This window comes from Streptomyces sp. NPDC046261 (genome assembly GCF_040646235.1).
GTDB lineage: Bacteria > Actinomycetota > Actinomycetes > Streptomycetales > Streptomycetaceae > Streptomyces.
This window is the reverse complement of the sequence record NZ_JBEYZU010000013.1, coordinates 49,980-75,918: the sequence shown is the minus strand read 5'-3', so window position 1 is coordinate 75,918 and position 25,939 is coordinate 49,980. Positions and strand designations below refer to the sequence as shown.

Genomic DNA, 25,939 nt, shown 5'->3' with positions numbered 1-25,939 from the left:
ACGCCTGCATAGATGCATCCACCATCTACATTTGGCAAAGTCGTGGCGGCCCGGCCCGCCTCACGCCAGGAAGTGGAAGGTCGGCGCCGGGTGCATCAGGAACTCGTGGTGCGAGATGTTCCAGGCATAGGCGCCGGCCATGGTGAACGCGACCCGGTCCCCCACCCGCAGCTCCGCCACCGGGACGCGCGCGGCGAGCGTGTCCTTGGGGGTGCACAGCTGTCCGCTGAGGGTCACCGGCTCGTCCAGGGCGGCCGGGCGGGGCCAGGGGCGGTCCCACTCCTCGACCGGCAGCACCGTGAAGGGGTGGTCGTGGCCCTTGGCGGCGGGGGTGCGCATGTGGTGCGTGCCGCCGCGCAGGACCGCGAAGGCCTCCCCGTGGCTGTGCTTGAGGTCCAGGACCTCGGTGAGGTACCAGCCCGAGTGGACGGTCAGCGCCCTCCCGGGCTCGATGCGCAGGGTGTAGCCGGGGTGCCGGTCGGCGAGCACGGCCAGCCCCTTGCCGTAGCCGGCCCAGTCGAATCGGGTGTGCGGCCGGCCGTAGTCGACGGCCATGCCGCCGCCGACGTTGACCTCGCTCAGGCCCAGGCCGTGCCGCTCGTCCAGGTCCCGGGCCCAGTCGGTGACACGGGCGGCGACGGCGAGCTGGGCGGCGGCGTCCAGGCCGCTGGCCAGGTGGGCGTGGATGCCGCGCAGCCGCAGCCGGCGGCCGCGCAGCAGCGGCAGGGCGGCCTCGGCGCGGCGCGGGTCCAGGCCGAAGGGGCTGGGCCGGCCCCCCATGGCCAGCGCCGCGCCGCCCAGGTCGCCGTCCCCCACGGGGAGGTTGACGCGCAGCAGGACGTCCACGGGGTCCTGGCCGGGCCGTTCGTCGGCGAGGTCGGCGAGCAGCCGCAGCTCCTGCTCGCTCTCGACGTGGAAGCGCTCGACGCCCAGGTCGAGGGCCAGGCGCAGCTCCGCCTCGGTCTTGCCGGGGCCGCCGAAGGCGAGCGGGAGGCCGGGCACGGCCTCGCGGACATGGGCCAGTTCGCCGCCGGAGGAGACCTCGTAGCCGCTGACGTGCGGGGCGAGGGCCTTGAGGATGTCGGGGGCGGGGTTGGCCTTGGCCGCGTAGTACAGCTCGACGCGCCCGGGCAGGGCGGAGCGCACCGCGCGGGCGTGCTCGTCCAGGGCGGCGAGGTCGTAGACGTAGGCGGGCAGCTCGCCGGCCGGCAGCCGGGCGGCGTGGGCGGCGACGCGGGGAGTGATCACAGCGTGGTGCTCCAGGGTTCGGTCCGGGACTCCGTCGTGTGCGCGGCCAGCACCGTCAGCAGGTCGGAGACCAGGGGCGAGCCGATGCGGACGTATCCGGCGTGCCGGTCGGCCTTGCGCTCCCAGCGTGTCAGCAGGTTGGCCTTGGCGGGCAGGGGTACCCCGGCGACCAGGGCGCGCAGCAGCGGCGGGTTGTCGTGGGCGGCGGCCCGCGCGGCCAGCACCCGGCGGACGGCGGACCACAGTTGGGGCTCGAGGTGCGGGTGGCGGTCGGCCAGCGCGGCGAGCATCTCGGCGAGGTGGTTGACGACGAGGCAGTACACGACGCGGTCCCAGCCGCGTTCGCGGTCGTACGTCATGGGTCCGGCCACGTCCTCGGGGAGGGCTGCCAGGGCGGCGGCGTGCCGGCCGGGGAGCAGCTTGGTGCCCTCCAGGTCGCGCAGCAGCACCTGCCGGGGCATGCCGTCCGCGTCGACGCCGACGACGACGTTCTGCAGGTGGGGTTCGAGGACGACGCCGTGGTCGAAGTAGGCGGCCAGCACCGGGGGGACGAGCAGGTCGAGGTAGGCGTCCCACCAGGCGAGGGTGGCCTCGGGCCCGGTTCCGGCCAGGAGCCTGGAGAGCTGGGCGCCGCCGGTGGGGTACTCGTCGGCGACGGCGGCGGCGAGCAGCGCGGTCAGGCCGGGCGCGAGGCGGGCGTCGAGGCCCTCGCGGACGATGACGCCGAAGCCTTCGGCCAGTTCGCGGCTGCCCAGGTCGAGGGTGCGGTAGCCGGGCTCGCGCAGCAGCTCGGCGCCGGGGAAGCGGGCGGCCAGGTCGGCGGCGACCGGCTCCAGGAGCCGGGTCAGGGCGACGGCGCCGGTCAGCTCGTACTCGGCGTTCTTGCGCAGGCAGTTGGTGATGCGGATGTTGAGGCTGAACTTCAGGAAGTCCTTGCCGTCGTAGAGCGTGCGCACGGAGGCGGTGGGCTCGAACTCGGCGCCGCGTTCGCCGAGGTCGAGGACGTCGCCCCGCTCGATGGCCGACCGCAGGACCGGGTGGTCGGCGAACATGCCGTACTGCCAGGGGTGCGCGGGCAGCAGGACGTAGCCCTCGGGCACGCTGCCCTGCCGGTCGAAGGCGGCCAGGGCGGTGGCGGTGGCGGCCTCCTCGCGGACGAACTCGCGGCGCACGGCCAGGTGGCGCAGGGCGAAGCGGGCGCGGGCCTCGGGTGCGTAGCGGGCCCAGTCCTCGGCGGCGCCGGAGCGGGCCTTGGGAGTGGGGTGGAAGCGGTGGCCGAAGAGCAGGGACTGCTCGGAGTCCATGTAGCGCTCGGCGGGGCCTCCGGTCTCCTCTTGCCCGGTCTTGCCCACGGGCGGCCGGGCGGCGAGGGCGGCGCTGGTGCCGGCGTGGCTGGAGGCCACCTGGCCGAGGAACTCGTCGTTGCGGACGCCGGTGCGCAGCTCCAGCTCGCGGTGGATGTACTCGGCGAGCCGCTGCCAGGGCAGTGCGCGCCAGGCCCCGTCGCGCTGTTCGCTGACTCCTCCGGTGAAGCGGTGGGCGCCGATGAGGGAGGCGCGGCGCAGCCGGACCCGCAGCAGGGTGTCGCTGCGGGGCAGGCGCAGCAGCAGATGCCCGTCGGTGACGGCGGTCTGGTGCTCGGGACCGGAGACCTCGCGCAGCAGGCAGTTCAGGAGGGTGTGGGCGACCACGTCGTCGGCGGTGGGGGTGCCGGCGACGGCCGAGGGGAGCACTGCCGCGGCAGGGGAGGCGGAGGCAGAGGGGGCTGAGGACATTTCAGCGACTCCAGCGGAGGAGGGAGGACGTGCTGACGAGCGCCGTCAGGGCTGCGACGGCGGATCCTGCGACGATGGGGGCGGCCGGGCCCCAGACGTCGTTGGAGACGGCGGCGACCGCTCCGGCGACGACGGCCCCGGCCTTGGATATGAGCTCCAGGGCGCCGAACATCCGGCCGGGTCTGCGGCCGCGGCAGGCATCGGCGGCGAGCGCGGACAGGCTCACCAGCCCCAGGGTCATGCCGGCGCCCAGCAGCAGCCGCAGCGCGACGAAGGCGGGCAGGGACCCGGCGCCCCAGTGTCCGGCGAGGGCCACGGCCACCAGGGCGAAGCCGGTCGCGGCACCCAGGTGCGGGCGGGTCGCCACGAGGGTGTGCACGGGCTTGGCCAGCAGGGGGTAGCACACGTGCGGCAGGGCGAACAGGAGCCCGCTGACGGCGGAGCCGAGGCCGGGCAGCCGCCCTTCGACGAGGGTGATCAGGTAGGGGTAGGAGATGACGGTGGCGAGGACGAAGGTGAACTCGAGGACGTAGAGGGTGCGCAGCGAGGCGCGGCTCTCGCGCCGTGCCTCCTCGCCCGCCGCACCTGCCGCATCCTCGGGGCCCTCCGGTGCGCTCTCCTCGGTGCGTGGCGGCTCCGGGAGCGCGGCCAGCATCAGGGCGGCGGCCAGCGGCAGCACGGCGAGCAGCGCGTACTGGCGGTGCGGTGAGACCCAGGGCGAGAGCGAGCCCACCACGATCGGCGCGGCGACGAGCGCGAGTCGGGCGGCGCCCTGCATCAGGGTCAGCGCCCAGGACAGGCGCTGCCCCTCGAGGGCGGCGGCGAGGTAGCCGTTGGAGGCGGCGAAGGTGCCGCCGAGGATGCCCTGCAGGACGAGGGCGGCGGCGAAGGCGGGCAGGCTGTCCGCCCAGCCGGCGAGCAGGAAGGAGACGGCCAGGCCCAGCTGGGCCCGCAGCAGCAGGCGCTTGCGCCCGTACCGGTCGGCCAGCCGCCCCCACAGGGGGGCGCCGATCGCGCCGAAGACGGTCGGCACGATGTAGAGGAGCCCGGCCCAGCGGGCCTCGCGGTCGCCCAGGCCCGGCAGGATCGCGGTGAGGTAGGGGGGCAGGCCGAGGGCCGCGAAGGAGGCGACGAAGTAGCAGGCGGCCACCGCGTGGATCTGCCGGGTGCGCAGGCCGGCGGGCGTCCGCTGTTCGGTGCGCTCCAGGACGGTGGTCACCGGGCGCCCTCCCGCAGGTAGTTGGGCCCGTCGACGTAGTGCTTGTTGATGTCGGCGGCGCCGGAGCGCTCCTTGGTGAGCAGCGTCCCCGCGGTGATCATGGCCTTGACCGGCAGCCGGCCGGCGTCCAGCACCCGGGCCCGCAGGACGGCGGCCGCCCCGGGGGCGAGCCGGTCCGTGGCCTCGGCGAGCCGCTCGCGCAGCTGCCGCAGCCACCCGTCGAGCGGTCCCCGGCCCAGGCGGGCCAGCTCGAAGGCGAGGGCGCCCGCGCACAGGTGGACGGTGATGGTCGCGAACACGTCCGCGACCGGGCCGTCGCCCGCCACGAGGATGCGCCGGTCGTCGAAGCCCAGCAGGTCGGCGGCCTCCCCGCCGAGGCGGGCCGCCAGGCGCACGGCGTGCACGCGCGGCCCGTCGTTGTCCTTCAGCAGCAGCCGCAGCCGGGGCCTGCCGTCGATCTCGTCGAGGACGACGGAGGTGTTCTGCTGGTGGGACTCCAGGGCTATGCCGTAGGAGAAGAGGGTGGTGTGCCAGTCCAGGAGCAGGGTCAGATAGGCGTCCACGAAGGCGACGAGCGAGCCGCCGTAGTAGCGCTCGGCGAGGGCGTCGGCGACGAGGCGGCCGTCGGGGGTGCGGGCGAGCAGCCCGGCGACGGTGACGACGTGCGCGTCCTGCAGGCCGGCCGGGTAGCGGCGCACGAGGGTGGCCAGCAGCTCGTGGCCGGCGCCGAGGTGGGTGCGTTCGTCGGCGAGGAGCACGGTGCCGGCGAAGCGCGGCTCCTGGGCGATGATCTCCTCGAGCAGCCGCTGGCCGACCTCGCCGTCCAGGAGGGTGCCGGGCTTGATGGTGCGCCGGTTGCGCTGGCCCAGGGTGGCGGTGGCGAGCGGCAGCTTGAGGTGGACCTCGGGGTCGTCGGCGACGGCGACCGTACGGGTCGACAGGGTCGGGGTCACCTCCAGCCAGGGCTTCTCGGCCAGGTGCGCGGAGCCGGTCAGGCCGGTGGCGCGCAGGGCCTCGGCGAGCGGGGCGCCGGCGGTGAGGGGATGGACGGGCAGCGCCAGGTGGGTGGCGTCCAGGCGGGGCAGGCCGAGGGCGGCGGGGGTGGGCCACCAGTGCGGCAGCCCGGCGGGCTCACCGGTGACGGCCTCGCGCGGCAGGGCGAGCCAGCGCAGCGGGAAGGCGGGGTGGAACTCGGGTGCGTACGCGCGTAGTTCCCGCTCGCTGAGGCCGGCGCGGGCGCGGCCGGTGGGGTAGACGGGGTGGTCGCGGAAGGCGGCGAGGGTGTCGTAGGCGAGGGAGCCGCGCAGCCCGGTCCAGTCGGCCACCGCGTGCCCGTACGTCCCGGCCAGGGTCCCGACGACGCTCTCGCGCACCCGGCCGTGCAGCCGCATGGTGGCCAGCGCCTCGTCGCACTCGGCGAGGAAGGCGTCGAACCCGGCCCGGTCCTCGGGTTCGGCGGCGGCGCGCAGCCGGGTCAGGACCGGCCGCAGGCCGCGCACCGGGCCGTCCGCCGTCCGCAGGTAGGGCTCGCGGGCCTGGACCTCGCACTGGAAGCCCTCGGGGCCCACCGGGAGCAGCAACGTTTCGCCCGTGACGGGAAGCCGGAGCCAGTCGCCGTCGGGGCGCGTTTCGGTGACCGCCTTGCTGCGCAGCCGGTAGGCGTCCTCACGCAGCAGGGTGCTGAGCACCCGGCCGAGGAGTTCGTCCTCGACGGCGTCGGGTGCCGTCGCAGCCGCGCTCATGAGACGATCTCCCATCGCTGGGCCGCCAGGAATTCCGCGACGGCACGGTCGATCCGGTCCTCGTCGGTACCGGTCGCCCGCAACACCCCCAGGTAGTCGCGGTTCGTGCGATAGAGCGGGTGTTCCTCGCCGAGCTCGCGCCAGGGCCGGTAGACCAGCCGCACGCCGTCGTGCTCGGTGTCGCTCGCCCCGGGCGCGGCCTTGAGGGTGCCGGCGCGCTCGGCGCACACGTACTCCATACGTACCCGGCCGTCCGTGCGCCCACCGAGATCGGCGGGAAGCGGCTGTCCGAGGTGCGTGCGCAGGATGTGCTCGAAGAGCGGAATGTCCAGCAGGCCGGCCAGGACGAGGTCGCACTGGTCGCCGATGGCGCGGTAGTTGACCTCGATGATGCGGGCGCGGTCGCCCTGGGCCACGTACTCGGTGTGGCAGATGCCGAAGCCGATGCCGAGCCCCTTCAGCTGGGTGAGGATCTGCTCGCTGTGGGGCTGCGGGAGGGCGGGCAGGAGGTCGAGGCGTTCCTCGATGAAGTAGGGCGGCGGGGAGAGCTGGGTGCGGAAGGCCGCGAAGGCGTGCAGGGTGGTGCCGTCGCCGAGCGTCTCCAGGGTGTGCAGCTGCCCGTCCAGGTACTCCTCGACGACCAGGGCGGCGTCGGGCCGGCGTGCCCTGATCTCCCGGCAGCGGTCGGCCAGTTCGGCGACGTCGCCGACGAGGACGACGTCCTCGCTGGCCACGCCCTCGCGGGGCTTGACCACGCAGGGGAAGGGGGCGCCGTCGAGGCGGCCGTCACCGAGGGCGTCCGGGTCCTCGCCGGGGGCGAGTTCGGCGGAGAAGACGGTGTCGAGGCCGGCTTCGGCGAGGCTGCGGCGCAGCTGGGCCTTGTTCTTGGCGCGCAGGGCGGCGCGCCAGTCCTTGCCGGGGAGGCCGAAGTAGTCGGCGGCCAGGGCCGCCTGGGTCTGCAGGTGGTCGCTGTTGGTGAAGACCGCGTCGGGCTTGCCGAGGGCGGAGATCCGGCCTATGACCTCGCGGAAGTCGCGTACGTCGCAGTGCTGGACGTCGAGCTCGGGCAGGGTGTCACCGCCGGCCGCAATGTGACGTTCGTACGCCCGCCGGTGGTTTTCGGGCTGGTCGGTGAGGAGCGTCACGGCCAGGCCGAGCCGGGCGGCGGCGGGCAGGAAGCCCTCGGTGACGGAGTCGGTGGGGTTGAGCGCGAGAAGATGCAGCCGCACAGGGGCACCTTTCGGGAGGCAGGGGTGTTGGGGGGATGCCCGCGCCGGGCCACGCCGCACACGCGGCCCGGCACGGGGCAGTGAAGAGGGTGAGTGAAGACGGGTGCAGAGGGGCGAAGAGGGGTGATGAGGGGGTGCGGGGCGGCCGTGGGGTGCCGGCCGCCCGGGCGGGCTACTTGGGCGCGTCGACGCCGGCGGCCTTGGCGATGTCGTCGACGACGCGGTTGGCGGCCTGGATGCCGATGCCGGACATCCACGTCTCGTCGGGCACCTGGAAGACCTTGTCGTTCTTGACGGCGCCGAGGCCCTTCCAGAGCGGGTTCTCCTGGACGGCGTCCTGCTGGGTCTTCTTGGGGTCGTCGGCGACGGTCACGAACACCATGTCGGCGTCGGCCTTGTCGATCTGCTCGGGCGAGACCTCGAGCATGGGCTTGTCGACGTCCTGCGACTCGGGGCGGCGCAGGCCGATGTCGGACAGGACGATGCCGCTGAAGGACTGCTTCTGGTAGAGGCGGGTGGGGCCGGCGACGAAGCGGACGACGGAGGCGGTGGGGGCCTTGCCGTCGTTCTTCTTCTTGATCGCCTCACCCAGGGCCTTGGCGCGCCGCTCGTAGTCGCTCATGGCGGCGGCGGCCTCCTTCTCCAGGCCCAGGGCCTGGGCGTGGACCTTCAGGTTCTCCTTCCAGGGGGCGCCGGTGGTCTCGGTGAAGACGGTGGGGGCGATGCCCTTGAGCTTGTCGTAGACCTTGGCGTGGCGGACCTTGGAGGACAGGATCAGGTCGGGCTTGAGCGACATGATGCGCTCGATGTTGGGCTCCGCCATGGGGCCCACGTCCTTGGCGTCCTTGGTCTTGTCGCCGAGGTAGGCGGGGAAGCCGCCCTCGGTCTTCATGTGGGGGGAGACCGCGCCGACGGGCTTGATGCCCAGCATGGTCACGTCGTCCAGCTCGCCGGTGTCGAGGACGACGACGCGCTGGGGCTTCTTCTTGATCTCGGTCTTGCCCATGGCGTGGGTGATCGAGCGCGGGAAGCCGGTGTCGGAGGCGGCCGGCTTGGCCTCGTCCGTCTTCTTGTCGCCGTCGCCGCACGCGCCGAGCGCGGTGGTGCCGATGATCACGGCGAGGGACGCCGCGAATACTCTGCGCATACGGTGCTGGGCCGGCCGGGGCACGGTCATGGTGGGGTTCCCTCTCGAGCGGTGGTGGGATGTGGGGGGGTGTCAGGAGGTCGCTGTGGCCGCGCGTCTGGCGGACCGGGCGCGGGGCACGACGAGGGGGGTGCCGGTTTCGGGATCGGGGACGACCCGGCACTCCACCCGGAAGACCTTCTCGACGAGTTCGGCGGTGAGGACCTCCGCCGGGGGCCCGGCCGCGGCCGGGCGTCCGTCGCACATGACGACCAGGTGGTCGGCGTAGCGGGCGGCCTGGCCGAGGTCGTGCAGGACCATCACGACGGTCCGCGCGGCCTCGGCGTTGAGCTCCTCGACCAGATCGAGCACGTCGAGCTGGTGGCGCAGGTCGAGGAAGGTGGTGGGCTCGTCCAGGAGCAGCAGCGGGGTGTCCTGGGCGAGGGCGAGGGCGATCCAGGCGCGCTGGCGCTGGCCGCCGGAGAGTTCGTCGACGGCCCGGTCGCGCAGCGCGTCGGTACCGGTGCGCGCGAGCGCGGCCTCCACGGCGCTCTGGTCGGCCTTCGACCAGGGGGTGAGCATCCGCTGGTGGGGGTAGCGGCCGAGGCGGACGAGCGCTTCGACGGTGATGCCCTCGGGGGCGACGGCCTGCTGCGGCAGCAGGCCCATGCGGCGGGCCAGGGCGCGGGCGGGCATCCGGTGGATGTCGCTGCCGTCGAGGGTGACGGTGCCGGCGGTGGGGGTCAGCAGCCGGGCCATGCCGCGCAGCAGGGTGGACTTGCCGCAGGCGTTGGGGCCGACGACGGCGGTGACGGCGCCGCCGGGCAGCGTCAGGTCGACGCCGTCGACGATGACGGTGTTGCCGTAGCCGAGCCGCAGGCCGCGGGTCGCCAGCTCGTTGGCGTTCGTCGTCGCGCTCATCGGGTGGCACTCCCAGCGTTGGGCTTCATTTGACGCAGCATCAGTACGAGCAGCCAGGGCGCCCCGAGGGTGGCGGTGACGACGCCGACGGGCAGCCCGTGGACGGGCAGCAGGTGCAGGACGACGAGGTCGGCGCCCAGCAGCAGGACGGCTCCGGTCAGCGCGGTCAGCGCGAGCGTGCCGGTGGTGGGCGGCCCGGCCAGGAACCGCACGATGTGCGGTACGGCCAGGGCCACGAAGCCGACGGGCCCGGTGAGGGCGGCGGCGACGGAGGCCAGCACGACGGCGAGGAGCAGCAGCTGCAGCCGGGCGGTGTTCGGGGGCAGGCCGAGGGAGCCGGCGCTGTCGTCGCCGAGGTCGAGGACCGCGATCCTGCGGTGGGCGACCAGGGCGATGACGAGCCCGGCGAGGATCGCTCCTCCCCCGGCCTCGACCTCGGTCCAGGTCCGTCCGTAGACCGAGCCGGTGGTCCACTGCAGGGCGGAGGAGGCGAGTTCGGCGGGGAAGCGGACGATGAGGAGGTTCACGGCGGCGGCGAGGCCGGACTGCACGGCGAGGCCGACGAGGACGAGCCGGGAGACGGTGAACCCGCCCCGCCAGGCCAGCAGTCCCAGCAGGCCGGCGGCGAGCAGTCCGCCGCCGAGCGCGGCGGGCGAGATCAGCGCCGCCGACGCGCCGGAGGCGATGACGGCCATGGCGCCCAGCGAGGCGCCGCCGGTCACCCCGACCACGTCCGGGGAGGCGAGGGGGTTGCGGGCGACGCGCTGCAGGATCGCCCCGGCGACGCCGAGTCCCGCCCCGGCCGCGACGGCGGACAGCACGCGCGGGGCGCGCAGCTCCTGAACGAGCATCACGTTGCCGGGATCGCCGAGGCCCACCAGGCCCCGCAGGGCGTCCACCGGCGGGATCGATACCTCGCCGGTGCCGAGGCCGATCGCCGTGAGCACCACGAGCAGGGCCACGGCGGCCGCGCTCAGCAGGGCGGTGCGCCGGCGCTGCCGGGCGAGGGCGCCGCCGCCCGCGGCGAGGGGCTCGGCATCGGTCATGACGGTGGTCATCGCGCCGCCTTCCGGGCGAGGAAGGCCAGCAGGGGCGCGCCGAGCAGGGCGGTCACGATGCCGACTTCCAGTTCGACGGGGCGCAGCACGAGGCGGCCGAGGACATCCGCGGTGAGCAGCAGCAGGGGGCCCGCGATCAGGCAGCCGGGGATCAGCCAGCGGTGGTCGGCGCCGATGAGCTTGCGTACGAGGTGGGGGGCGGCGAGGCCCACGAAGGAGAGCGGGCCGGCGACCGCGACGGAGGAGGCGGCGAGCAGGATCACGGCGATCCCGCCGGCGGCGCGCACCTTGGCGACCGGGACGCCGAGCGCCTGGGCGGTCTCGTCGCCGAGGGCGAGGGCGTTGAGCGCGGGGGTGACGGCCAGGGCCAGGATGAGGCCGATGACGAGCGGGGCGAGGACGGGCAGCAGGATGTCGGTCTGCCGCCCGGCGAGCGAGCCCGCGAGCCAGAAGCGGGCCTCGTCCAGGGTGCGGTGGCTGGTGAGCATCACCGCGGAGGTCCAGGAGATGAGTACGGCGTCCAGCACGGTGCCGCCGAGCGCGAGCCGTACGGGGTCCAGGTCGCCGGCGCGGCGGGCGAGGGCGAGGACGGCGAGGGTGGCCAGTGCCGCCCCGGCGAACGCGAAGGGCAGGTACTGGGCGGGGTGGCTGAGGCCCAGCGCGTAGCTCGCGACGACCACGGCGAAGCCGGCTCCGTGGTTGATGCCGAGGGTGGCGGGCGAGGCCAGCGGGTTGCGGGTGATGCCCTGGGCGAGGGCGCCGGCGACGCCGAGGGCGGCGCCCACCACCACGCCGATCACCGTGCGCGGCACGCGCAGCCCGGTGACGACGAGGCCGTCGCTGCTGCTGTCCCCGTCGGTCAGGGCGTGCCACACCGTGCTCAGCGGCACGGCGCGGGAGCCCGCGGCGAGGCTGAGCACCACGCACAGCACGAGCAGCGCCAGGCCGCCGGTCAGCAGCAGGGCCCTGTTCAGTGCCGCCGGACGCCCGGCGACGGGCCGGGGTGGCCTAACTGGCCGGGCATCGGTCGCGTTCACGGGGACGACCTTAGGTTAGGCAAGCCTAATCTTGTCAATTCCCGTTGTAGGTTGCCCGCAATGCCCATCTTTCTCAGGGTGAGCCGCTGCCCGCGCCACCCAGACGCCGATAGCGCGCACGGCGTCCCGAGCGCCGCTCGTGCTGGTCACGCGCCCTGAGAGCAGCCATTTCCGCTCCGATCACCCGACCCAGGACCAAAAGGAAGTTCCCTTCCTCTTCTACGATGCGGTCCACGATCCCGTTCGCCAAGAGGTCGGCGGAGCGTACTCCCTGACGCCCGGCGACCTCGTAGGCCCGGTCCGTCGTCCGGTGCAGGATCGCCGACGCCCCCTCGGGCGGCAGCGGCGACAGCCAGGCGTGCCGCGCCGCCACCACCCGGTCCGCCGGGAGCAGGGCGAGGGCCGCCCCGCCGGCGCCCTGCCCCAGCAGCAGGCACAGGGTCGGCGCGGACAGGTCGACCAGGTCGGCGAGGCAGCGGGCGATCTCTCCGGCCAGCCCGCCCTCCTCGGCCTCGCGCGAGAGGGCCGCGCCGGCGGTGTCCACGACGGTGAGCAACGGAAGGTCCAGCTCCGCGGCGATCCGCATGCCGCGCCGGGCCGCCCGCAGCCCCGCCGGGCCCAGCGCCTGACCGGCTGTCAGGTCGGGGTGGCTGCCGCGGTCGTGGCCGAGCACCACGCAGGGCGTACCGTCCACGCGCGCGAGGGCGAGCAGGAGCCCCGGATCGCGCTCCCCCGCGCCCGTACCGCTGAGCAGCGTGACGTCGGTGGCGGCAGCGCGCAGAAACTCCCGCACGCCGGGCCGGTCGGGGCGCCGTGAGCGGCGGATCGATTCCTCGGCCGGGGGCGCGTCGGCGCTCTTGCCGGGCGCCGGAACCGGTACCGGAGCCGGTGCCGGCGGCGGCGCGTCGTCCGCACACAGCACGGACAGCGCCCGCGCGGCGACCCGCGCCAGCCGCCCCGCCGGGAGGACCGCGTCCACCAGGCCGTTGGCCAGCAGGTTCTCGGAGACCTGCACACCCGGCGGGAACTCCTCGCCGTACAGCGCCTCGTGCACCCGGGGACCCAGGAAGCCGATGAGGGCGCCGGGCTCGGCGGCGGTGAGGTGGCCCAGCGAACCCCACGAGGCGAGCACGCCACCGGTCGTGGGGTGCCGCAGATAGACCAGGTAGGGCAGCCCGGCCGCCTTGTGGTCGGTGATCGCCGCGGTCACCTTCACCATCTGCAGGAAGGCGATGGTGCCCTCCTGCATCCGCGTGCCGCCCGAGGCGGGCGCCGCCAGCAGCGGCAGCCGCTCGGCCGTCGCCCGCTCCACGGCGCGCACCAGCCGCTCCCCCGCCGCGACCCCGATCGACCCGGCCAGGAAGCGGAACTCACAGGCCACCAGGGCCACCCGGCGCCCGGCCACCCGCCCCTCGCCGGTGACGACGGACTCGTCGAGACCGGTGCGCTCCCGTGCCGCCAGCAGGTCGGCGCGGTAGCCGGGGTCGTCCGCCGTCACCGCGACGGGGACGTCCCAGCACCGCCAGCTGCCGGGGTCGACGGCGGCCAGGATCAGATCGAGCGCGGAGGTGCGGTTGCTGAGGTCGGCCATGCTGACAGCCTGTCACGTCCAGGCGAGAAGGCCACCGAGGCCGCCCGACCGGGCCAGCGCCTCCAGCTCGTCCAGCGCCCGGCGGGCCGCCCGCGCGGCGAGGGGGTCACGCCCGTCCAGGCCGCTGTCGGCGAACTCGTCCTCGTCCAGGCGCAGTACGGTGCCACCGTCCGCCGAGACCCACAGGTCGAGGTCGAGGTCCTCGACGACGAGCGCGTCCTTCTCCGCCTGTGCCGGGCGGGTGACGTCGCAGTACCAGCCCTTGAGGCTCCCGCCCGCGTCCCGCACCTCCTTGACGGCGTACCAGCGGTCGCGCCAGTAGTGCTCGGTGAACACATCGCCGTCCTCGAACCGCACGAATCCGAAGTCGCGCGCCCCCGCCCCCGCCCACGGCGCCCGTACGACCGCGTGCGTGCCGTCGTCGTGGACGACCGTCGCGGGATAGCGCACCTTGGTCCGGCCGGCCTTCCGCAGGACGACCTCCACAGCGCCGCCCGTCGTCAGCGCTGCCCCCGCCGCTGTACTGGTCATGATGGTGAAGCCTCCCCGTCTCGGTGCCGGTCAACGGCGGCAGCCTCTCCCGGCGAGGGAGCACGCGGCCACTGATTTACCGGGCCGCCCTCGTCACCTCAGGGCCCCACGGCACCGCCCGGCACCACCGGATGGCGCCACATGGCGCCACGTGACACCACTTGGCGCCACCCATGCGCCATCACGGCTTGCGATGGCGCCATAGTGATGCCATGATGGCGTCATGGACCTCACGCCGTATGTCGACAACCTCCGCCACGAACTCGCGGTCGCCGCCGATGCGGGCGGGGACGAGGCCCGGGCCCTGGCCGAGCGGCTCACCGCGCCCCTGGAGTCGGCCACCCGGCTGACGCTGCTGAACGCGCTGTCCGCCGCCATGGACGAGGTCACCCGCGATCTCGCGCCCGGCTCGGTCGACGTACGGCTGCGCGGGACCGACCCCGAGTTCGTGGTGACGCCGCCGCCGGCACCGCAGGGCTACGAGCGGGACGAGGAGCCCGCGAGCATGCCGGCGCCCCCGCTTCCCGCGCCCCCCGTCCCCGCCGAGGGCGACGAGGGTGGCACGGCACGCATCAACTTCCGCCTCCCCGCCCACCTCAAGGCCCGGGTCGAGGACGCCGCCGGACAGGAGGGCCTGTCGGTCAACGCCTGGCTCGTCCGGGCCGTCACCACCGCCCTCGAGCCCGGCGAGCCCGCCCGCCCCGCCGGCCGCACCCTCCGCCGGGGCACGCAGAGCTACACGGGCTGGGTCCGCTAGCCGCGGCAGCCCTCCGCACCACTTCTTCCTCACCCGCCCCACCGGCGGGAATTCACTCCACAGCCACGAGGACGGAACAGCCATGCCTACTTTCGACACTCCCGAACCGATCTCCGTCGTCCTCGAATTCGACCTGGGGGCCGCCCGGATCACCGCGGGCAAGCGCGTCGACACGGTCGTCGAGGTGCTGCCGGCCAACGCCGCCGCCGACATCGACGTACGGGCCGCGGAGCAGACCAAGGTCGTCTTCTCGGGTGGCACGCTCTCGGTCAAGGGACCGAAGAAGCGCTCCCTGTTCGGCAAGTGCGGCGCGCTTCACCTGAGCATCGAACTGCCGGCCGGTTCGCACCTGCGGGGCACCTCGCCCATGGCGGACTTCCTCTGCGAAGGCCGCTTCGGGGAGTGCCGGATCAAGACGTCCATGGGCGACATCCGGATCGACGAGGCGACGGCTGCGAACCTCAAGACCGGCTGGGGCGACATCCGGGTGGACCGCGTGACGGGCGACGCCGAGGTCTACGGAGCGGGCCGGATCGAGGTCGGCGAGATCACGGGCACGGCGGTCGTCAAGAACGGCAACGGCGAGACCTCGATCGGCTCGGTCACCGGCGACCTGAGGGCGAACTCCTCCAACGGCCGCATCTCCGTCGACGTCGCCCACGCCTCGGTCAACGCCAAGTCCGCCAACGGTTCTCTGCGGGTGGGCAATGTGACGCGCGGTCAGGTGACCCTGCACACCGCCGCGGGCGACGTGGAGGTCGGCATCAACGAGTCCACCGCCGCCTGGCTCGACGTCCACACCGGCGCCGGCGGCGTGCACAACGACCTCGACCCCTCCGACAGCCCCGGCACCGCCGAGGAGACCGTCGAGGTGCGCGCCCGCACCGGGGTCGGCGACATCGTGATCCGCCGCCCCTGACCGGACGAGCGACCCCTCCCGGCGAGAACACACACAGACAGGACTGTCATGATCATGACCACCGAACTCTTTGCGCCGCCCCTCACCCCGGCGATCAAGGCCACCGGACTGTCCAAGTCCTACGGCGACAAGGTGGTGCTCGACGGCATCGACCTGACCATCCCCCGGGGCACGGTCTTCGCCCTGCTCGGGCCCAACGGCGCGGGCAAGACCACCACCGTGCAGATCCTCTCCACCCTCATCGCCGCCGACGCCGGACAGGCGACGCTCGCCGGCCACGACCTGGCCCGCGACGCCGACGCGGTACGCGCCGCGATCGGCGTCACCGGCCAGTTCGCCGCCGTCGACAACCTCCTCAACGCCGAGGAGAACCTGATGCTCATGGCGGACCTGCACCATCTGCCCCGCCGCGAGGGCCGCCGACGGGCCGGCGAACTGCTGCGCCGCTTCGACCTCACCGAGGCCGCCAGGAAGCCGGTCACCACCTACTCCGGCGGTATGCGCCGCAAGCTCGACCTCGCGATGACCCTGGTCGGCGACCCGAGCATCATCTTCCTCGACGAGCCCACCACCGGTCTGGACCCGCGCTCCCGCCGCACCATGTGGGAGATCATCCGCTCCCTGGTCGCCGACGACGGCGTGACGATCTTCCTCACCACCCAGTACCTGGAGGAGGCCGACCAGCTCGCCGACCGTATCGCCGTCCTGGACGGCGGAAAGCTGATCGCCGAAGGCACCGCGGAAGAGCTCAAGCGCCTCATTCCCGGCGGCCACATCTCGCTGAGGTTCGCCGACCCGGCCGCCCTGGACCTGGCCGCCTCCCACCTCCTCGCCACCAGCCGTAACGACGAGGAACTCACCCTCCAGATCCCCTCCGACGGCTCCGTACCCACCCTCCGCGCCGTCCTGGACATCCTCGACGACGCCGGCATCACCCCCGAGGCCCTCTCCCAGCACACCCCGGACCTCGACGACGTCTTCCTCACCCTGACCGGCTCCGACAAGCAGGAGACCTCCCGATGAGCGCCCTCACCTACGCCGCCCGCGACTCCGTCACCATGTTCCGGCGGAACATGAAGCGCGCCGTGCGCTACCCGTCCGTGGTGGTGACCATCATCCTGATGCCGGTCCTCTTCCTCCTCCTCTTCACCTACGCCTTCGGCGGCGCGCTCGGGGCGGGAATCCAGGGCCCCCAGGTGAAGGGCGACTACATCGACTACATCGCCCCGGGGATCATCCTGATGACCGTCGCCACCGGCTCCATCGGTGCCGCGCTCGGCGTCTGCATGGACAAGACGGAAGGCATCGTCAACCGCTTCCGGACCATGCCCATGTCCCACGCCTCCTTCCTCACCGGCCATGTCCTCGGCAACCTCGTCCAGACCGCCCTCGGCACGGCCGTGGTCAGCGCCGTCGCCCTCGCCATCGGGTTCCGTCCCGACGCCACCGCCCTGGAGTGGCTGGCCGCCACCGGCCTCCTCGCCTTCCTCGCCTTCGCGCTGACCTGGATCTCGGCCGCCATGGGCCTGGTCGCCAAGACCGTCGAATCCGCCTCCAACCTGCCCATGCCGATCACCCTCCTGCCCTTCCTGGGCAGCGCCATCGTCCCCACCGACACCATGCCGTCCTGGATGCGCTGGTTCGCCGACCACCAGCCCTTCACCCCGGTCAACGAGACGCTGCGCGGCCTGCTGATGGGCACGGAGATCGGCAACAGCGGCGTCGTCGCCCTCGCCTGGTGCGCCGGCCTCAGCCTCGTCGGCTACCTGTGGGCCCGGTCGGCCTTCCGCCGCGGCTTCCGCCGCTGAGCCACCCGTCGTTCCCTCACCCTGCACTGGAGGACACCATGCGGCACGAACACCCGGCCCACTCCCCCGAGCGGACCGCCCAGGAAGTCACCGCACTGCCGGTGGACCGCCCCGCGGGCTGCCCCTTCGACCCGCCCACCGAGCTGGCCGCCCTGCGCGACCGGCAGCCGCTCGTACGGATGCGCTACCCCGACGGCCACTTAGGCTGGCTGGCCACCGGACACTCCACGGTCCGCGCGATCGCCGCCGACCCCCGCTTCAGCGCACGCTACGAGCTCATGCACTACCCCTTCCCGGGCGCGGACTTCACCGAGATCCCCCCGGCACCGCTCGGCGACCTCACCGGCATCGACCCGCCCGAGCACACCCGCTACCGGCGGCTGCTCGCCGGCAAGTTCACGGTCCGCCGGATGCGCGAACTCACCGCACGCGTCGAGCAGATCACCACCGAGCACCTCGACGCCATGGAACGGCACGGCCCGGTGGTGGACCTGGTGGAGGCCTACGCCCACCCCGTCCCGGCACTGATGATCTGCGAACTCCTCGGCGTGCCCGAGGCCGACCGCGAGGCATTCACCTGGCGCGCCGCGGCGATCACCGACCCGGCCTCGACGCCCGCGCAGCAGATGGCCGCCATGACCGAGCTCGGGGAGACCGTCCAGGAGCTGGTCCGGGCCAAGCGGGCCGCGCCCACCGAGGACATCCTCAGCGACCTGACCACCACCGACCTCAGCGACGCCGAGCTCGCCGGCCTCGGCGGCTTCCTCCTCGCCGCGGGCCTCGACACCACCGCCAACATGATCGGCCTGGGCACCTTCGCCCTCCTCAGCCACCCCGGGCAGGCGGCCGCCCTGGGCGCCGACCCCGAACTCGCCGACCAGGCGGTGGAGGAGCTCCTGCGCTATCTGAGCATCGCCCACACCGGGGTCCGCGCGGCCCTGGAGGACGTCGAGCTGGACGGCCACCTGATCAGGGCCGGCGAGTCGGTCACCCTCTCGATCCTGGCCGCCGACCGGGACCCGGCACGCTTCCCCGACCCCGACACCCTCGACCTGCGCCGCAGGGCCACCGGCCACCTGGCCTTCGGCCACGGCATCCACCAGTGCCTGGGCCAGCAACTGGCCCGCGTCGAGTTGCGGGTCGCCCTGCCGGCGCTCTTCACCCGCTTCCCGGACCTGCGCCTGGCCGTCCCGCCCGGGGAGGTGCCCCTGCGCACCGGCATGAACATCTACGGAGTGCACCGGCTCCCCGTCACCTGGGACGAGGAGCCGGCCTGACCCTCCGGTGGCCTAAAAGGCCCCGTCAGCTCACCATCGACGCGCAGTTCGCCGGGGTGGCGTTGGCGGGGTCGAGGGCGTTCGCGGCCTCGTGGAAGGCGACGCGGTCGATCGTGCCGAGGGTCAGGTGCATGGAGATGTCGACCGGGCACAGGTCCTGGACCAGGACGTTGCGGACGTTCGGCCCGGAGAGGAACTGCGTCTCGTAGGGCGTGACGACCTCGTCGTACCGGGTCGCGATGACGGTGTACTTGACGCCCGGGACGGTGTCGCCGCCCTCGTTGAGGCGCTTCATGAAGTCCGAGCCGACGACCTGGTCGGTCAGGCCGGGAGCGGTGCTGTCGATCACGCCGCGCGCGCCGGGGACGATGTCCAGGAGCCTGGTCAGCCCGGACAGGGTCGTGCCGTGGTTGTTGGGCGCGATGCCGACCAGGGCGTTGACCTTCTTCGCGCCGCCGTTGAACTTCATGTACTGACGGGGCATCATCCCGCCCTGCGAGTGGCCGACGATGTCGACCTTGTCGGCACCCGTGGCGGCCAGCACCTTGTCGACGTCGCCGGCGAGCTCCTGCGCCGACTTGGCGACCGGACCGAGGCCGTGGAAGGCCGGGACGCCGGACAGCTTGCCGTAGTCGAAGGAGAAGACGCAGTAGCCCCGGTTCACCAGGTAGGGCGCGAAGGCCCACCAGTTGGTCTTGGCGTTCTCGAGCGTCCCGTGCACGAGGACGACGGGCCGGGGGTGGGCGGCGGAAGGCTTGCAGGAATAGTCGTTCCAGCCACGGCTGACGCTCTCCGTGGCGCTCGGAGCGGCTGCCGCGGTCCCCGGAACCGCGGCGGCCGCCACGGTCAGAGTCAGGGCGGACAGCAGGGACCTGAACGGTCTCCGGGGTCTACGACGCAGCATCACTTCCGAAACTCCTCGCAGGTGGGGGGTGGGTACGCCGAACAGCACCGGCAACTGTGTTGCAGGCGCATTAAATGGGCGTTAATTACTCTTGAGTAGGGTGCGGGCAATCTTTTGCTTTCGTCAAGCAAGTTGAAACAGTTGCCCAAGTTGAGTCAGTGACGTACGAATGATTCAGGCCACGTGCAGGGTGGTCGCCGGCCCCACGGCCCCCGCGCCGAAGCGCGCCCGTGCCCGGTCGACGGCGGCCTCCACGCGCCGCGCCTTCTCGTCGGCCGGGTCGAACGTGAGCTGGTGCGCGGCGAGGCGCGCGTCGCACAGCCCTTCCGCGCGCAGCGCCACGGCCCGCACCCTGGCCCGCTGCAGCGCGAGGGAGGCGTGCAGCGCGTAGGCCGCGGCGGTCAGTTCGGGGGTGTGCGCGGTCGGCTCGGCGAAGGTCCTGGACCGGGTCGTCGACGAACCGTCGGCGTAGCGGACGGTCAGCTTCAGGCCCCGTGCGGCCTGTCCGCTCCCCCGCAGCCGGGCGCCCAGCCCGTCGGCGAGCGCGAGCAGGGCGTGGCGCCGGTGTCCGGCGTCCAGTTCGTCGGCGTCGAAGCGGTGTTCCGCCCCCATGGAGCGGGCCCGCGCGTCCGGGGTGACGGGCGTGGGGTCGATGCCGCGCGCCCGCTCGTGGACGCGCCGCCCGGCGGCCGCGCCGAGGATGCGCTGCAGCGCGCCCAGGGGCGCGTCGGCGATCCGGCCGATGCTGTCGAGCCCGTACGAGCACAGGGTGCGGGCGGTGGCGGGCCCCACCCCGTACAGGGCGGCGGCCGGCTTGCGGGCCAGGAACGCGGCCACGGCCTCCGGCTCGCCGCGGAGCGTACGGACCGCTCCGGGCGGCCCGTCCTGCGCGGCCATCCGCGCGAGCATCGGATTGCCGGCGATCCCGACCGTGCAGTCCACCCCGTACCGCGCGAGCGCCCGCACCCGCAGCAACTCCGCGAGCCAGGCCGGCTCGTGCCTGAAGTAGCGCAGGGCACCGCGGACGTCCATGAGCGCGGCGTCGGGGGGCAGCGCCTGCACGACGGGCGTCACCTCGGCGAGCAGCGCGAGCAGCCCGTCGTAGGTCTCCTCGTCGAGGGCGGTCCCGCAGGCGGGATGGAAGTGCACGTACAGAACCACCGGTTGTGGGCAATCGTTCCGCAAGGCGGAACGGGTGGGCACAACCGGCCCACGGACCCGCGCCGACTCGCCTCGCCCACTCATCCCGCGCTCCCCTGACTCGCGTGCCACAACTTGCGCCCAGTGGCCGCCCCCTCGCCGGCAGGCTGCAGATCCGCCCACGGATGCATGGCATAGCCGGTGGACATCCGGATGCGACGCTCCGGTCCCGCGGCAGCGGACTCCGCGGGGTGCGCCAGCACCTCGGCCACCGCCCCCAGTCCCCCCTCCGCCCGCAGCGCGGTGAGCTCCGCCAGATCCCACGCCGCCGCGCCCACCACGCTCAGGCTGCGCGGCCCGCGCCGCTGGACCACGCCGCGTACGAGCAGCAGCCAGGAGTGGAAGACCGTGTGCGCGCACGCCTCGTGGCTGTCGTCGAAGAAGGCGCAGTCGACCAGGCCGGTGCCGTCGTCGAGGGTGGTGAAGATGACCCGGCGGCCGGAGCGGACCGGTGGGGTCTGGGTGGCGGCCTTGGCGCCCGCGACCAGGACGGTCTCGCCGTGCCGTGCGTCGCGCAGCCGCCGGGCGGGGATCGCGCCCAGCTCCGCCAGGAACGCCCGGTGGTCGGACATCAGGTGGCGCGAGGCGTCCATGCCGAGCACGTTCAGCTCCGCGCCGAGCCGCTCCCGCGCGTCCAGGTCGGGCAGGCCGACCGGTTCGGCCCGGGCGCTGTCGATCAGCGTCGGCTGGGCGGGGGAGCCGGAGCGGTGCCGGGCGTGCAGTTCGGCGATGTGCAGCAGCAGGTCCCGGCGGTTGGTGCCGAAGGCGTCCAGCGCCCCGACGCGCGCCAGCCGTTCGGCGACGGGCCGGGCGGGGTGGGCGCGCTGCCACAGGTCCTGGAGCGAGGTGTACGGGCGTCCGTCGACGATCCGCCGCACTTCGGCCCGGGAGATGCCCTGCACCTCGGAGAGGGCGAGGCGGATGCCGAGGAGCCCCCGCTTACCGGACACCAGTTCGATCGAATAGGCGGCGCCCGACCGGTTCACGTCCAGCGGCAGGATCGGCACCCCGCGCCGCCGCGCGTCCGCGAGCAGCAGCCGCTTGGGGTACATCCCGGGGTCGTGCGTGAGCAGGCCCGCGTAGAAGGCCGCCGGGTGATGGGCCTTCAGCCAGGCCGACTGGTAGGTCGGCACGGCGAAGGCCACGGCGTGCGCCTTGCAGAAGCCGTAACTGCCGAACGCCTCGACGATCTCCCAGGCGCGGCGCACGACGTCCGCCGGGTAGCCCCGCTCGCCCGCCCGCGCTGCGAACCAGACCCGTACCCGGCCCACCAGGGCGGGGTCCGACAGCGCGCGCCGGGTCTCGTCGGCGAAGCCCCGGTCGCAGCCGGTCATGATCCGCAGGATCTCGATGATCTGCTCGTGGAAGACGACCACGCCGTAGGTCTCGCGCAGCACGTCCTCCAGGTCGGGGTGCGGATAGCGGGCGGGGGCCCGGCCGTGCCGGGCCTCGATGAAGGGGCGGACCATGTCGGCGGCGACCGGGCCCGGCCGGAACAGCGAGATGTCGACGACGAGGTCGTGGAAGGTCGCCGGCTGCAGCCGTCCGATGAGGTCCCGCTGGCCCGGCGACTCGATCTGGAAGCAGCCGAGGGTCTCGGCGGACCGGATCAGCTCGTACGTCCGGCGGTCGCCCGGCGGGACCTGCGCGGGGTCGTCGAGGTCGATCCGGCGGCCGGTGGCCCGTTCGATCTCCCCGACCGCGTGCGCCATGGCGGACTGCATCCGCACGCCCAGCACGTCGAGTTTGAGCAGCCCCAGCTCCTCCACGTCGTCCTTGTCGAACTGCGACATCGCGAACCCCTCGCCGCTGGTGGGCACGATGGGGGTGCGCCCGCGCAGGGTGGCGTCCGAGAGCAGCACTCCGCAGGGGTGCATGGCGATGCCGCGCGGCAGCCCGTCCAGGGCCTCGACCAGCTCCCACAGCCGGCCGTGCTCCTCCGCCGCCACGCCGCGCAGCTCGGGCAGTTCGGCCAGCGCGGCGCGGGCGTCGCGGGCCCGGATGTGCGGGAAGGACTTGGCGAGCCGGTCCACCTCGGCCGGCTCCATGCCGAGGGCCGCGCCGACGTCCCGTACCGCGTGCCGGACCCGGTAGGTCTCGGGCATGGAGACGGTGGCGACGCGTTCCCTGCCGAAGCGGTCGAAGATCGCGCGGTAGACGTCCAGGCGCCGGGCGGACTCGACGTCGATGTCGATGTCGGGCAGCGCCTTGCGGCGCGTGGACAGGAAGCGCTCCATCAGCAGGCCGTGTTCCACGGGGTCGGCGTGGGCGATGCCGAGCAGGTGGTTGACCAGCGAGCCCGCGCCGGAGCCCCGGGCGGTGACGCGGATGCCCAGCGCCCGGGTGTCGTCGACGACCTGGGCGACGGTGAGGAAGTACGAGGGGAAGCCGCGCTGTTCGATGATGCGCAGCTCCTCCTCCAGCCGGTCCCAGTAGCGGCGGTCGCGGTCGTGGCCGCGCAGCACCATGGCCCCGGCGCAGCGGGAGCGCAGCACCCGGGCGGCGGTGCGCCGGCCGGCCCCGACCAGGTGCGGCTCGGGGAAGTGCACGGACCCCAGACCCAGGTCGTCCTCGGGGTCGACGAGGCATTCGGCGGCGGTCTCCCACGTCATGGTGAGCAGCCGGTGCGCGGCCTCGCGGCGGAACCCGGCGGCCTCCATGACCCGTTCGGCGACGGCGGCCATGGCGGCCGGGTCCTTGAGCCAGCGTTCGCCGCCGTCCAGGGCCTCGGGCCTGCGGCGGTCGATGGGCACCAGGCGGCGGGCCGCGTCGAGGACGTCGGCGACGGGCCCCTGTCCGGGGTCGGCGTAGCGGACGGCGTTGGTCAGCACGGCCCGTACGCCCTGTTCGGCGGCGAAGCCGGCGGTACGGGCGGCGAGCCGCAGCGAGCCGGGGCCGGTGCCGGCGCGGCCGTGCCAGACGGTCTCCAGCCGCAGGGCGTCACCGAACATTTCGCGCCAGGGCAGCAGCAGCCGCGCGGCCCGGTCGGGGCGGCCGGCGGCCAGCGCGCGGCCGACCTCGGAGTCCGGCCCGAGCAGGACGGTCAGCGGGGCGCGGGCGCCGTCGGCGGCGGCCGCGAGGTCCTCCCGGGTCAGCTCGGGCCGCTCGGCGCCCGACGCGTGGGCGGCGGAGACCAGCCCGCACAGCGCGGCCCAGGCGGGCGCGCCCGCGCGGGCGAGGAAGACCGCGCGGGGCGCGGACTCGTCGACGAAGGCGCCGCCGCGCACCGGGGAGCGGTGGCGCACCGTGGGCCCGGGTTCGGGCAGCGGCTCGCGTACGGCCAGGTCCACGCCGAACAGCGGGCGCACCCCGGCCGTGGCGGCGGCCCTGGCGAACCGGACCGTGCCGGCCAGGCTGTCGCGGTCGGTGAGGGCGATCGCGTCCATGCCCCGCTCGGCGGCCCGCTCGGCCAGCCGTTCGGGGTGCGTGGCCCCGTAGCGCATCGAGAAGCCCGAGGCCGTGTGCAGGTGTGTGAACGCCGGCATCGCAGCCATCGCACCCTCCTGCCTCGCTCACCCCCTGACCGAAAACCGCCCCTCCTTATCCACCATAGACCACTTCTCGAACGTTCGTACGAATAGAACGGGCGGGCCACCCGGACGGCCCACACCGCCTGCGCCGCACCCCCACCTCTCGCAGGCTCGAGGCATGGTCCTCTCCCCCAGCCGCGGCACCCGCTTCCTCGAGGAGGTGCGGGAAGCCGTGACGGGCCGGGCCGCGCTCCTGGTCGTCGGGGTGCTGGTGCTGCAGCTCGCGTTCATCGCCTCCTACGTCGGCGCCTTCCACAGCCCGAAGCCCAAGGACATCCCGCTCGGTGTGGTCGCCCCACCGCGGGTCGGCGAGGAGCTGGTGGGGAAGCTGGCCGCCCTGCCCGGTGACCCCCTGGACCCGCGCACGGTGTCCGACGAGGCGGCGGCCGTCCGGCGGATCCGCGAGCGCGACCTGGACGCGGCGCTGATCGTCGACCCGCGCGGCGACACCGACACCCTGCTGGTCGCCGGCGGCTCCGGTGCCTCGCTCGCCCAGGCCACCGAGGCGGTCGTCACCAGCGCCGAACAGGCACAGCGGCGGAGCGTGAAGGTCACCGACGTGGCCCCGGCCGCCTCCGGCGACTCCCGCGGGCTGACCTCGTTCTACCTGGTCGTGGGGTGGTGCGTGGGCGGCTATCTGTGTGCCGCGATCCTCGCCATCAGCGCGGGCGCCCGGCCCGCCAATCCCCACCGGGCCGTCATCCGGCTCGCGGCCATCGCCCTGTACGCGATCGGCTCGGGCCTGCTCGGCGCGGTCATCGCGGGTCCGGTTCTGGGGGCGCTGCCGGGCAGCATCGCGGGGCTGTGGGGCGTGGGCGCCCTGGTGGTCTTCGCCGTGGGGGCCCTGACCCTGGCCCTGCAGGGGCTCGCGGGGGTGGTGGGCATCGGGCTGGCGATCGCGATCGTCGTGGTGCTGGGTAATCCCAGCGCGGGCGGGGCATATCCCTATCCCCTGCTGCCGCCCTTCTGGCGGACCATCGGCCCGGCCCTCCCGCCGGGCGCGGGCACCTGGTCCGCCCGGTCCATCGCCTACTTCCGGGGCAACGCGCTCACCTGCCCCCTGCTGGTGCTGTCCGCCTGGGCGGCGGCCGGCACCGTGGCAACGCTCTGGAGTGCGGCATTCCGGGCCCGCAAGGGCCAGACCGAACGGTCGGTCTGAGCGGAGTTCGGCCATTGCTGCGGACCCTCCGCGATCGCCGCGGACGCTACGGAGGCGGGGGCCGAGCCGCTTTTCGGCCGGACAGCGGAGGCCGGGGCAAGGACCCCTTGACCCCTTGAATTCAATGGCGGGACCCCACAGGGATTCCCTACAGTCAAGCCCTATTTGACGACTCGTCAATGATTACAAGGCATCGCCGCTGGTCAACACTCCTGAAACATTAATCCCCGCCTTCCCGCACAAGTCGGGCGCCAAAGAGCGCCCTATGTTTCCCCGTTGTCGCTCGGGCGACCTTGCGCCCATCGGATCCGGCCAGAACCAAGCGCTACTGAGGGTTTTCATACGACGACTGAAAGTGTTCGATCGGGGTGCGTTCATGCCCGAGTTGGGCAAGACTGCCGTCCGTTATCTGCACCGACGAACAAGGGAGTGTTCGGAATGCGGTACATCACTGGGGGGATCGCGCTGGGAGCCGCGCTGGCACTGGGCGGCCTGGTGGGAGCCGGAACGTCGGCGAACGCCGAACCCGCGCCCGTACCCGCGGCACAGACGCAGAGTCTGTACGCGCCCTCCGCACTGGTGCTGACGGTTGGTCAGGGCGAATCGGCGGCGACCGCGGGCATACAGCGCGCGGTGACGCTCAGCTGTATGCCGAAGGCCGACGGCACCCACCCGAACACACGTGGGGCCTGCGCCCAGCTGCGCCTGGCCGGCGGTGACTTCGAGAAGGTCACCAAGATAAAGGAGGGCACGGCCTGCACCCGGGAGTGGAACCCGAGCGTGGTCACCGCCGAGGGCGTCTGGGAGGGCCGCCGGGTGAGCTTCGAGCGCACCTTCGCCAACCCGTGCGAGATGAAGGCGGGCAAGGGCACGGTCTTCGAGTTCTGACCCCGTAGCGGTCGGCACCG

Annotated in this window: 21 protein-coding genes; 7 read left to right on the top strand and 14 right to left on the bottom strand. The window is 73.6% G+C overall.

The features are described 5' to 3' along the window. Positions 1–60: 60 nt before the first annotated feature. The 11 genes from ABZ956_RS22005 to ABZ956_RS21955 form a co-directional block, all read right to left on the bottom strand. Positions 61–1,248, bottom strand: a complete 1,188-nt coding sequence (locus tag ABZ956_RS22005) for a type III PLP-dependent enzyme (RefSeq protein ID WP_361896152.1) — start codon at positions 1,246–1,248, stop codon at positions 61–63. Then, the gene (locus ABZ956_RS22000) at positions 1,245–3,023 is read right to left on the bottom strand and encodes an IucA/IucC family protein (RefSeq protein WP_361896149.1); all 1,779 of its coding nucleotides are present in this window, start codon (positions 3,021–3,023) and stop codon (positions 1,245–1,247) included. The genes ABZ956_RS22005 and ABZ956_RS22000 overlap by 4 nt, the downstream gene beginning before the upstream one ends. A 1-nt stretch (position 3,024) precedes the next feature. Then, the gene (locus ABZ956_RS21995) at positions 3,025–4,242 is read right to left on the bottom strand and encodes an MFS transporter (protein WP_361896147.1); all 1,218 of its coding nucleotides are present in this window, start codon (positions 4,240–4,242) and stop codon (positions 3,025–3,027) included. After that, a complete protein-coding gene (locus ABZ956_RS21990; protein WP_361896144.1) occupies positions 4,239–5,984 on the bottom strand; it encodes an IucA/IucC family siderophore biosynthesis protein in 1,746 nt (581 codons plus the stop codon). The genes ABZ956_RS21995 and ABZ956_RS21990 overlap by 4 nt, the downstream gene beginning before the upstream one ends. Next, positions 5,981–7,213: a siderophore biosynthesis protein gene (locus ABZ956_RS21985; protein WP_361896141.1), complete on the bottom strand. Its 1,233-nt coding sequence runs from the start codon at positions 7,211–7,213 to the stop codon at positions 5,981–5,983. Before ABZ956_RS21985 ends, ABZ956_RS21990 begins: the two co-directional genes overlap by 4 nt. 172 nt (positions 7,214–7,385) lie before the next feature. After that, positions 7,386–8,390 carry an iron-siderophore ABC transporter substrate-binding protein gene (locus ABZ956_RS21980; RefSeq protein ID WP_361896138.1) on the bottom strand — a complete coding sequence of 335 codons (1,005 nt, stop codon included), beginning with the start codon at positions 8,388–8,390 and terminating at the stop codon, positions 7,386–7,388. 42 nt (positions 8,391–8,432) lie between these two features. Then, the gene (locus tag ABZ956_RS21975; RefSeq protein WP_361896136.1) at positions 8,433–9,260 is read right to left on the bottom strand and encodes an ABC transporter ATP-binding protein; all 828 of its coding nucleotides are present in this window, start codon (positions 9,258–9,260) and stop codon (positions 8,433–8,435) included. Continuing rightward, on the bottom strand, positions 9,257–10,318 hold the full coding sequence (locus tag ABZ956_RS21970; protein ID WP_361896133.1) for an iron ABC transporter permease: 1,062 nt from the start codon (positions 10,316–10,318) through the stop codon (positions 9,257–9,259). Before ABZ956_RS21970 ends, ABZ956_RS21975 begins: the two co-directional genes overlap by 4 nt. Continuing rightward, positions 10,315–11,292: an iron ABC transporter permease gene (locus tag ABZ956_RS21965; protein WP_361896402.1), complete on the bottom strand. Its 978-nt coding sequence runs from the start codon at positions 11,290–11,292 to the stop codon at positions 10,315–10,317. Before ABZ956_RS21965 ends, ABZ956_RS21970 begins: the two co-directional genes overlap by 4 nt. Before the next feature lie 136 nt (positions 11,293–11,428). Then, positions 11,429–12,946 carry a carboxyl transferase domain-containing protein gene (locus ABZ956_RS21960; protein WP_361896130.1) on the bottom strand — a complete coding sequence of 506 codons (1,518 nt, stop codon included), beginning with the start codon at positions 12,944–12,946 and terminating at the stop codon, positions 11,429–11,431. Between the two features lie 12 nt (positions 12,947–12,958). Continuing rightward, a complete protein-coding gene (locus ABZ956_RS21955; RefSeq protein WP_361896127.1) occupies positions 12,959–13,477 on the bottom strand; it encodes a DUF402 domain-containing protein in 519 nt (172 codons plus the stop codon). 223 nt (positions 13,478–13,700) lie between these two features. Between ABZ956_RS21955 and ABZ956_RS21950 the strand changes: the two genes are divergently transcribed. The 5 genes from ABZ956_RS21950 to ABZ956_RS21930 all read left to right on the top strand — a co-directional run bounded on the left by ABZ956_RS21950 (position 13,701) and on the right by ABZ956_RS21930 (position 18,238). Further along, complete coding sequence (locus ABZ956_RS21950) at positions 13,701–14,234, top strand: hypothetical protein (RefSeq protein ID WP_361896124.1); 534 nt, start codon at positions 13,701–13,703, stop codon at positions 14,232–14,234. A gap of 82 nt (positions 14,235–14,316) precedes the next feature. Continuing rightward, positions 14,317–15,153, top strand: a complete 837-nt coding sequence (locus tag ABZ956_RS21945) for a DUF4097 family beta strand repeat-containing protein (RefSeq protein ID WP_361896121.1) — start codon at positions 14,317–14,319, stop codon at positions 15,151–15,153. A gap of 48 nt (positions 15,154–15,201) precedes the next feature. Next, positions 15,202–16,176 (top strand): ATP-binding cassette domain-containing protein, encoded by a 975-nt coding sequence (locus ABZ956_RS21940; RefSeq protein WP_361896119.1) that lies wholly within the window; start codon positions 15,202–15,204, stop codon positions 16,174–16,176. After that, entirely contained in the window at positions 16,173–16,961 is a 789-nt protein-coding gene (locus tag ABZ956_RS21935; RefSeq protein WP_361896117.1) for an ABC transporter permease, read from the top strand. Before ABZ956_RS21940 ends, ABZ956_RS21935 begins: the two co-directional genes overlap by 4 nt. A 38-nt stretch (positions 16,962–16,999) precedes the next feature. Further along, positions 17,000–18,238, top strand: coding sequence for a cytochrome P450 (locus tag ABZ956_RS21930; RefSeq protein WP_361896115.1), 1,239 nt, complete (start codon positions 17,000–17,002; stop codon positions 18,236–18,238). A 25-nt stretch (positions 18,239–18,263) separates the two neighbouring features. Here the strand turns inward: ABZ956_RS21930 and ABZ956_RS21925 are convergent, their stop codons facing one another. The 3 genes from ABZ956_RS21925 to ABZ956_RS21915 all read right to left on the bottom strand — a co-directional run bounded on the left by ABZ956_RS21925 (position 18,264) and on the right by ABZ956_RS21915 (position 23,827). Then, positions 18,264–19,142 carry an alpha/beta fold hydrolase gene (locus ABZ956_RS21925; RefSeq protein WP_361896112.1) on the bottom strand — a complete coding sequence of 293 codons (879 nt, stop codon included), beginning with the start codon at positions 19,140–19,142 and terminating at the stop codon, positions 18,264–18,266. A gap of 174 nt (positions 19,143–19,316) precedes the next feature. Then, the gene (locus ABZ956_RS21920; RefSeq protein ID WP_361896110.1) at positions 19,317–20,291 is read right to left on the bottom strand and encodes a hypothetical protein; all 975 of its coding nucleotides are present in this window, start codon (positions 20,289–20,291) and stop codon (positions 19,317–19,319) included. Between the two features lie 92 nt (positions 20,292–20,383). Beyond that, complete coding sequence (locus ABZ956_RS21915; RefSeq protein ID WP_361896399.1) at positions 20,384–23,827, bottom strand: DNA polymerase III subunit alpha; 3,444 nt, start codon at positions 23,825–23,827, stop codon at positions 20,384–20,386. Between the two features lie 163 nt (positions 23,828–23,990). Between ABZ956_RS21915 and ABZ956_RS21910 the strand changes: the two genes are divergently transcribed. Then, the gene (locus ABZ956_RS21910) at positions 23,991–25,031 is read left to right on the top strand and encodes a DUF3533 domain-containing protein (protein WP_361896108.1); all 1,041 of its coding nucleotides are present in this window, start codon (positions 23,991–23,993) and stop codon (positions 25,029–25,031) included. A 438-nt stretch (positions 25,032–25,469) separates the two neighbouring features. Beyond that, positions 25,470–25,919: a subtilase-type protease inhibitor gene (locus tag ABZ956_RS21905; RefSeq protein ID WP_361896105.1), complete on the top strand. Its 450-nt coding sequence runs from the start codon at positions 25,470–25,472 to the stop codon at positions 25,917–25,919. The last annotated feature ends 20 nt before the right edge of the window (positions 25,920–25,939 follow it).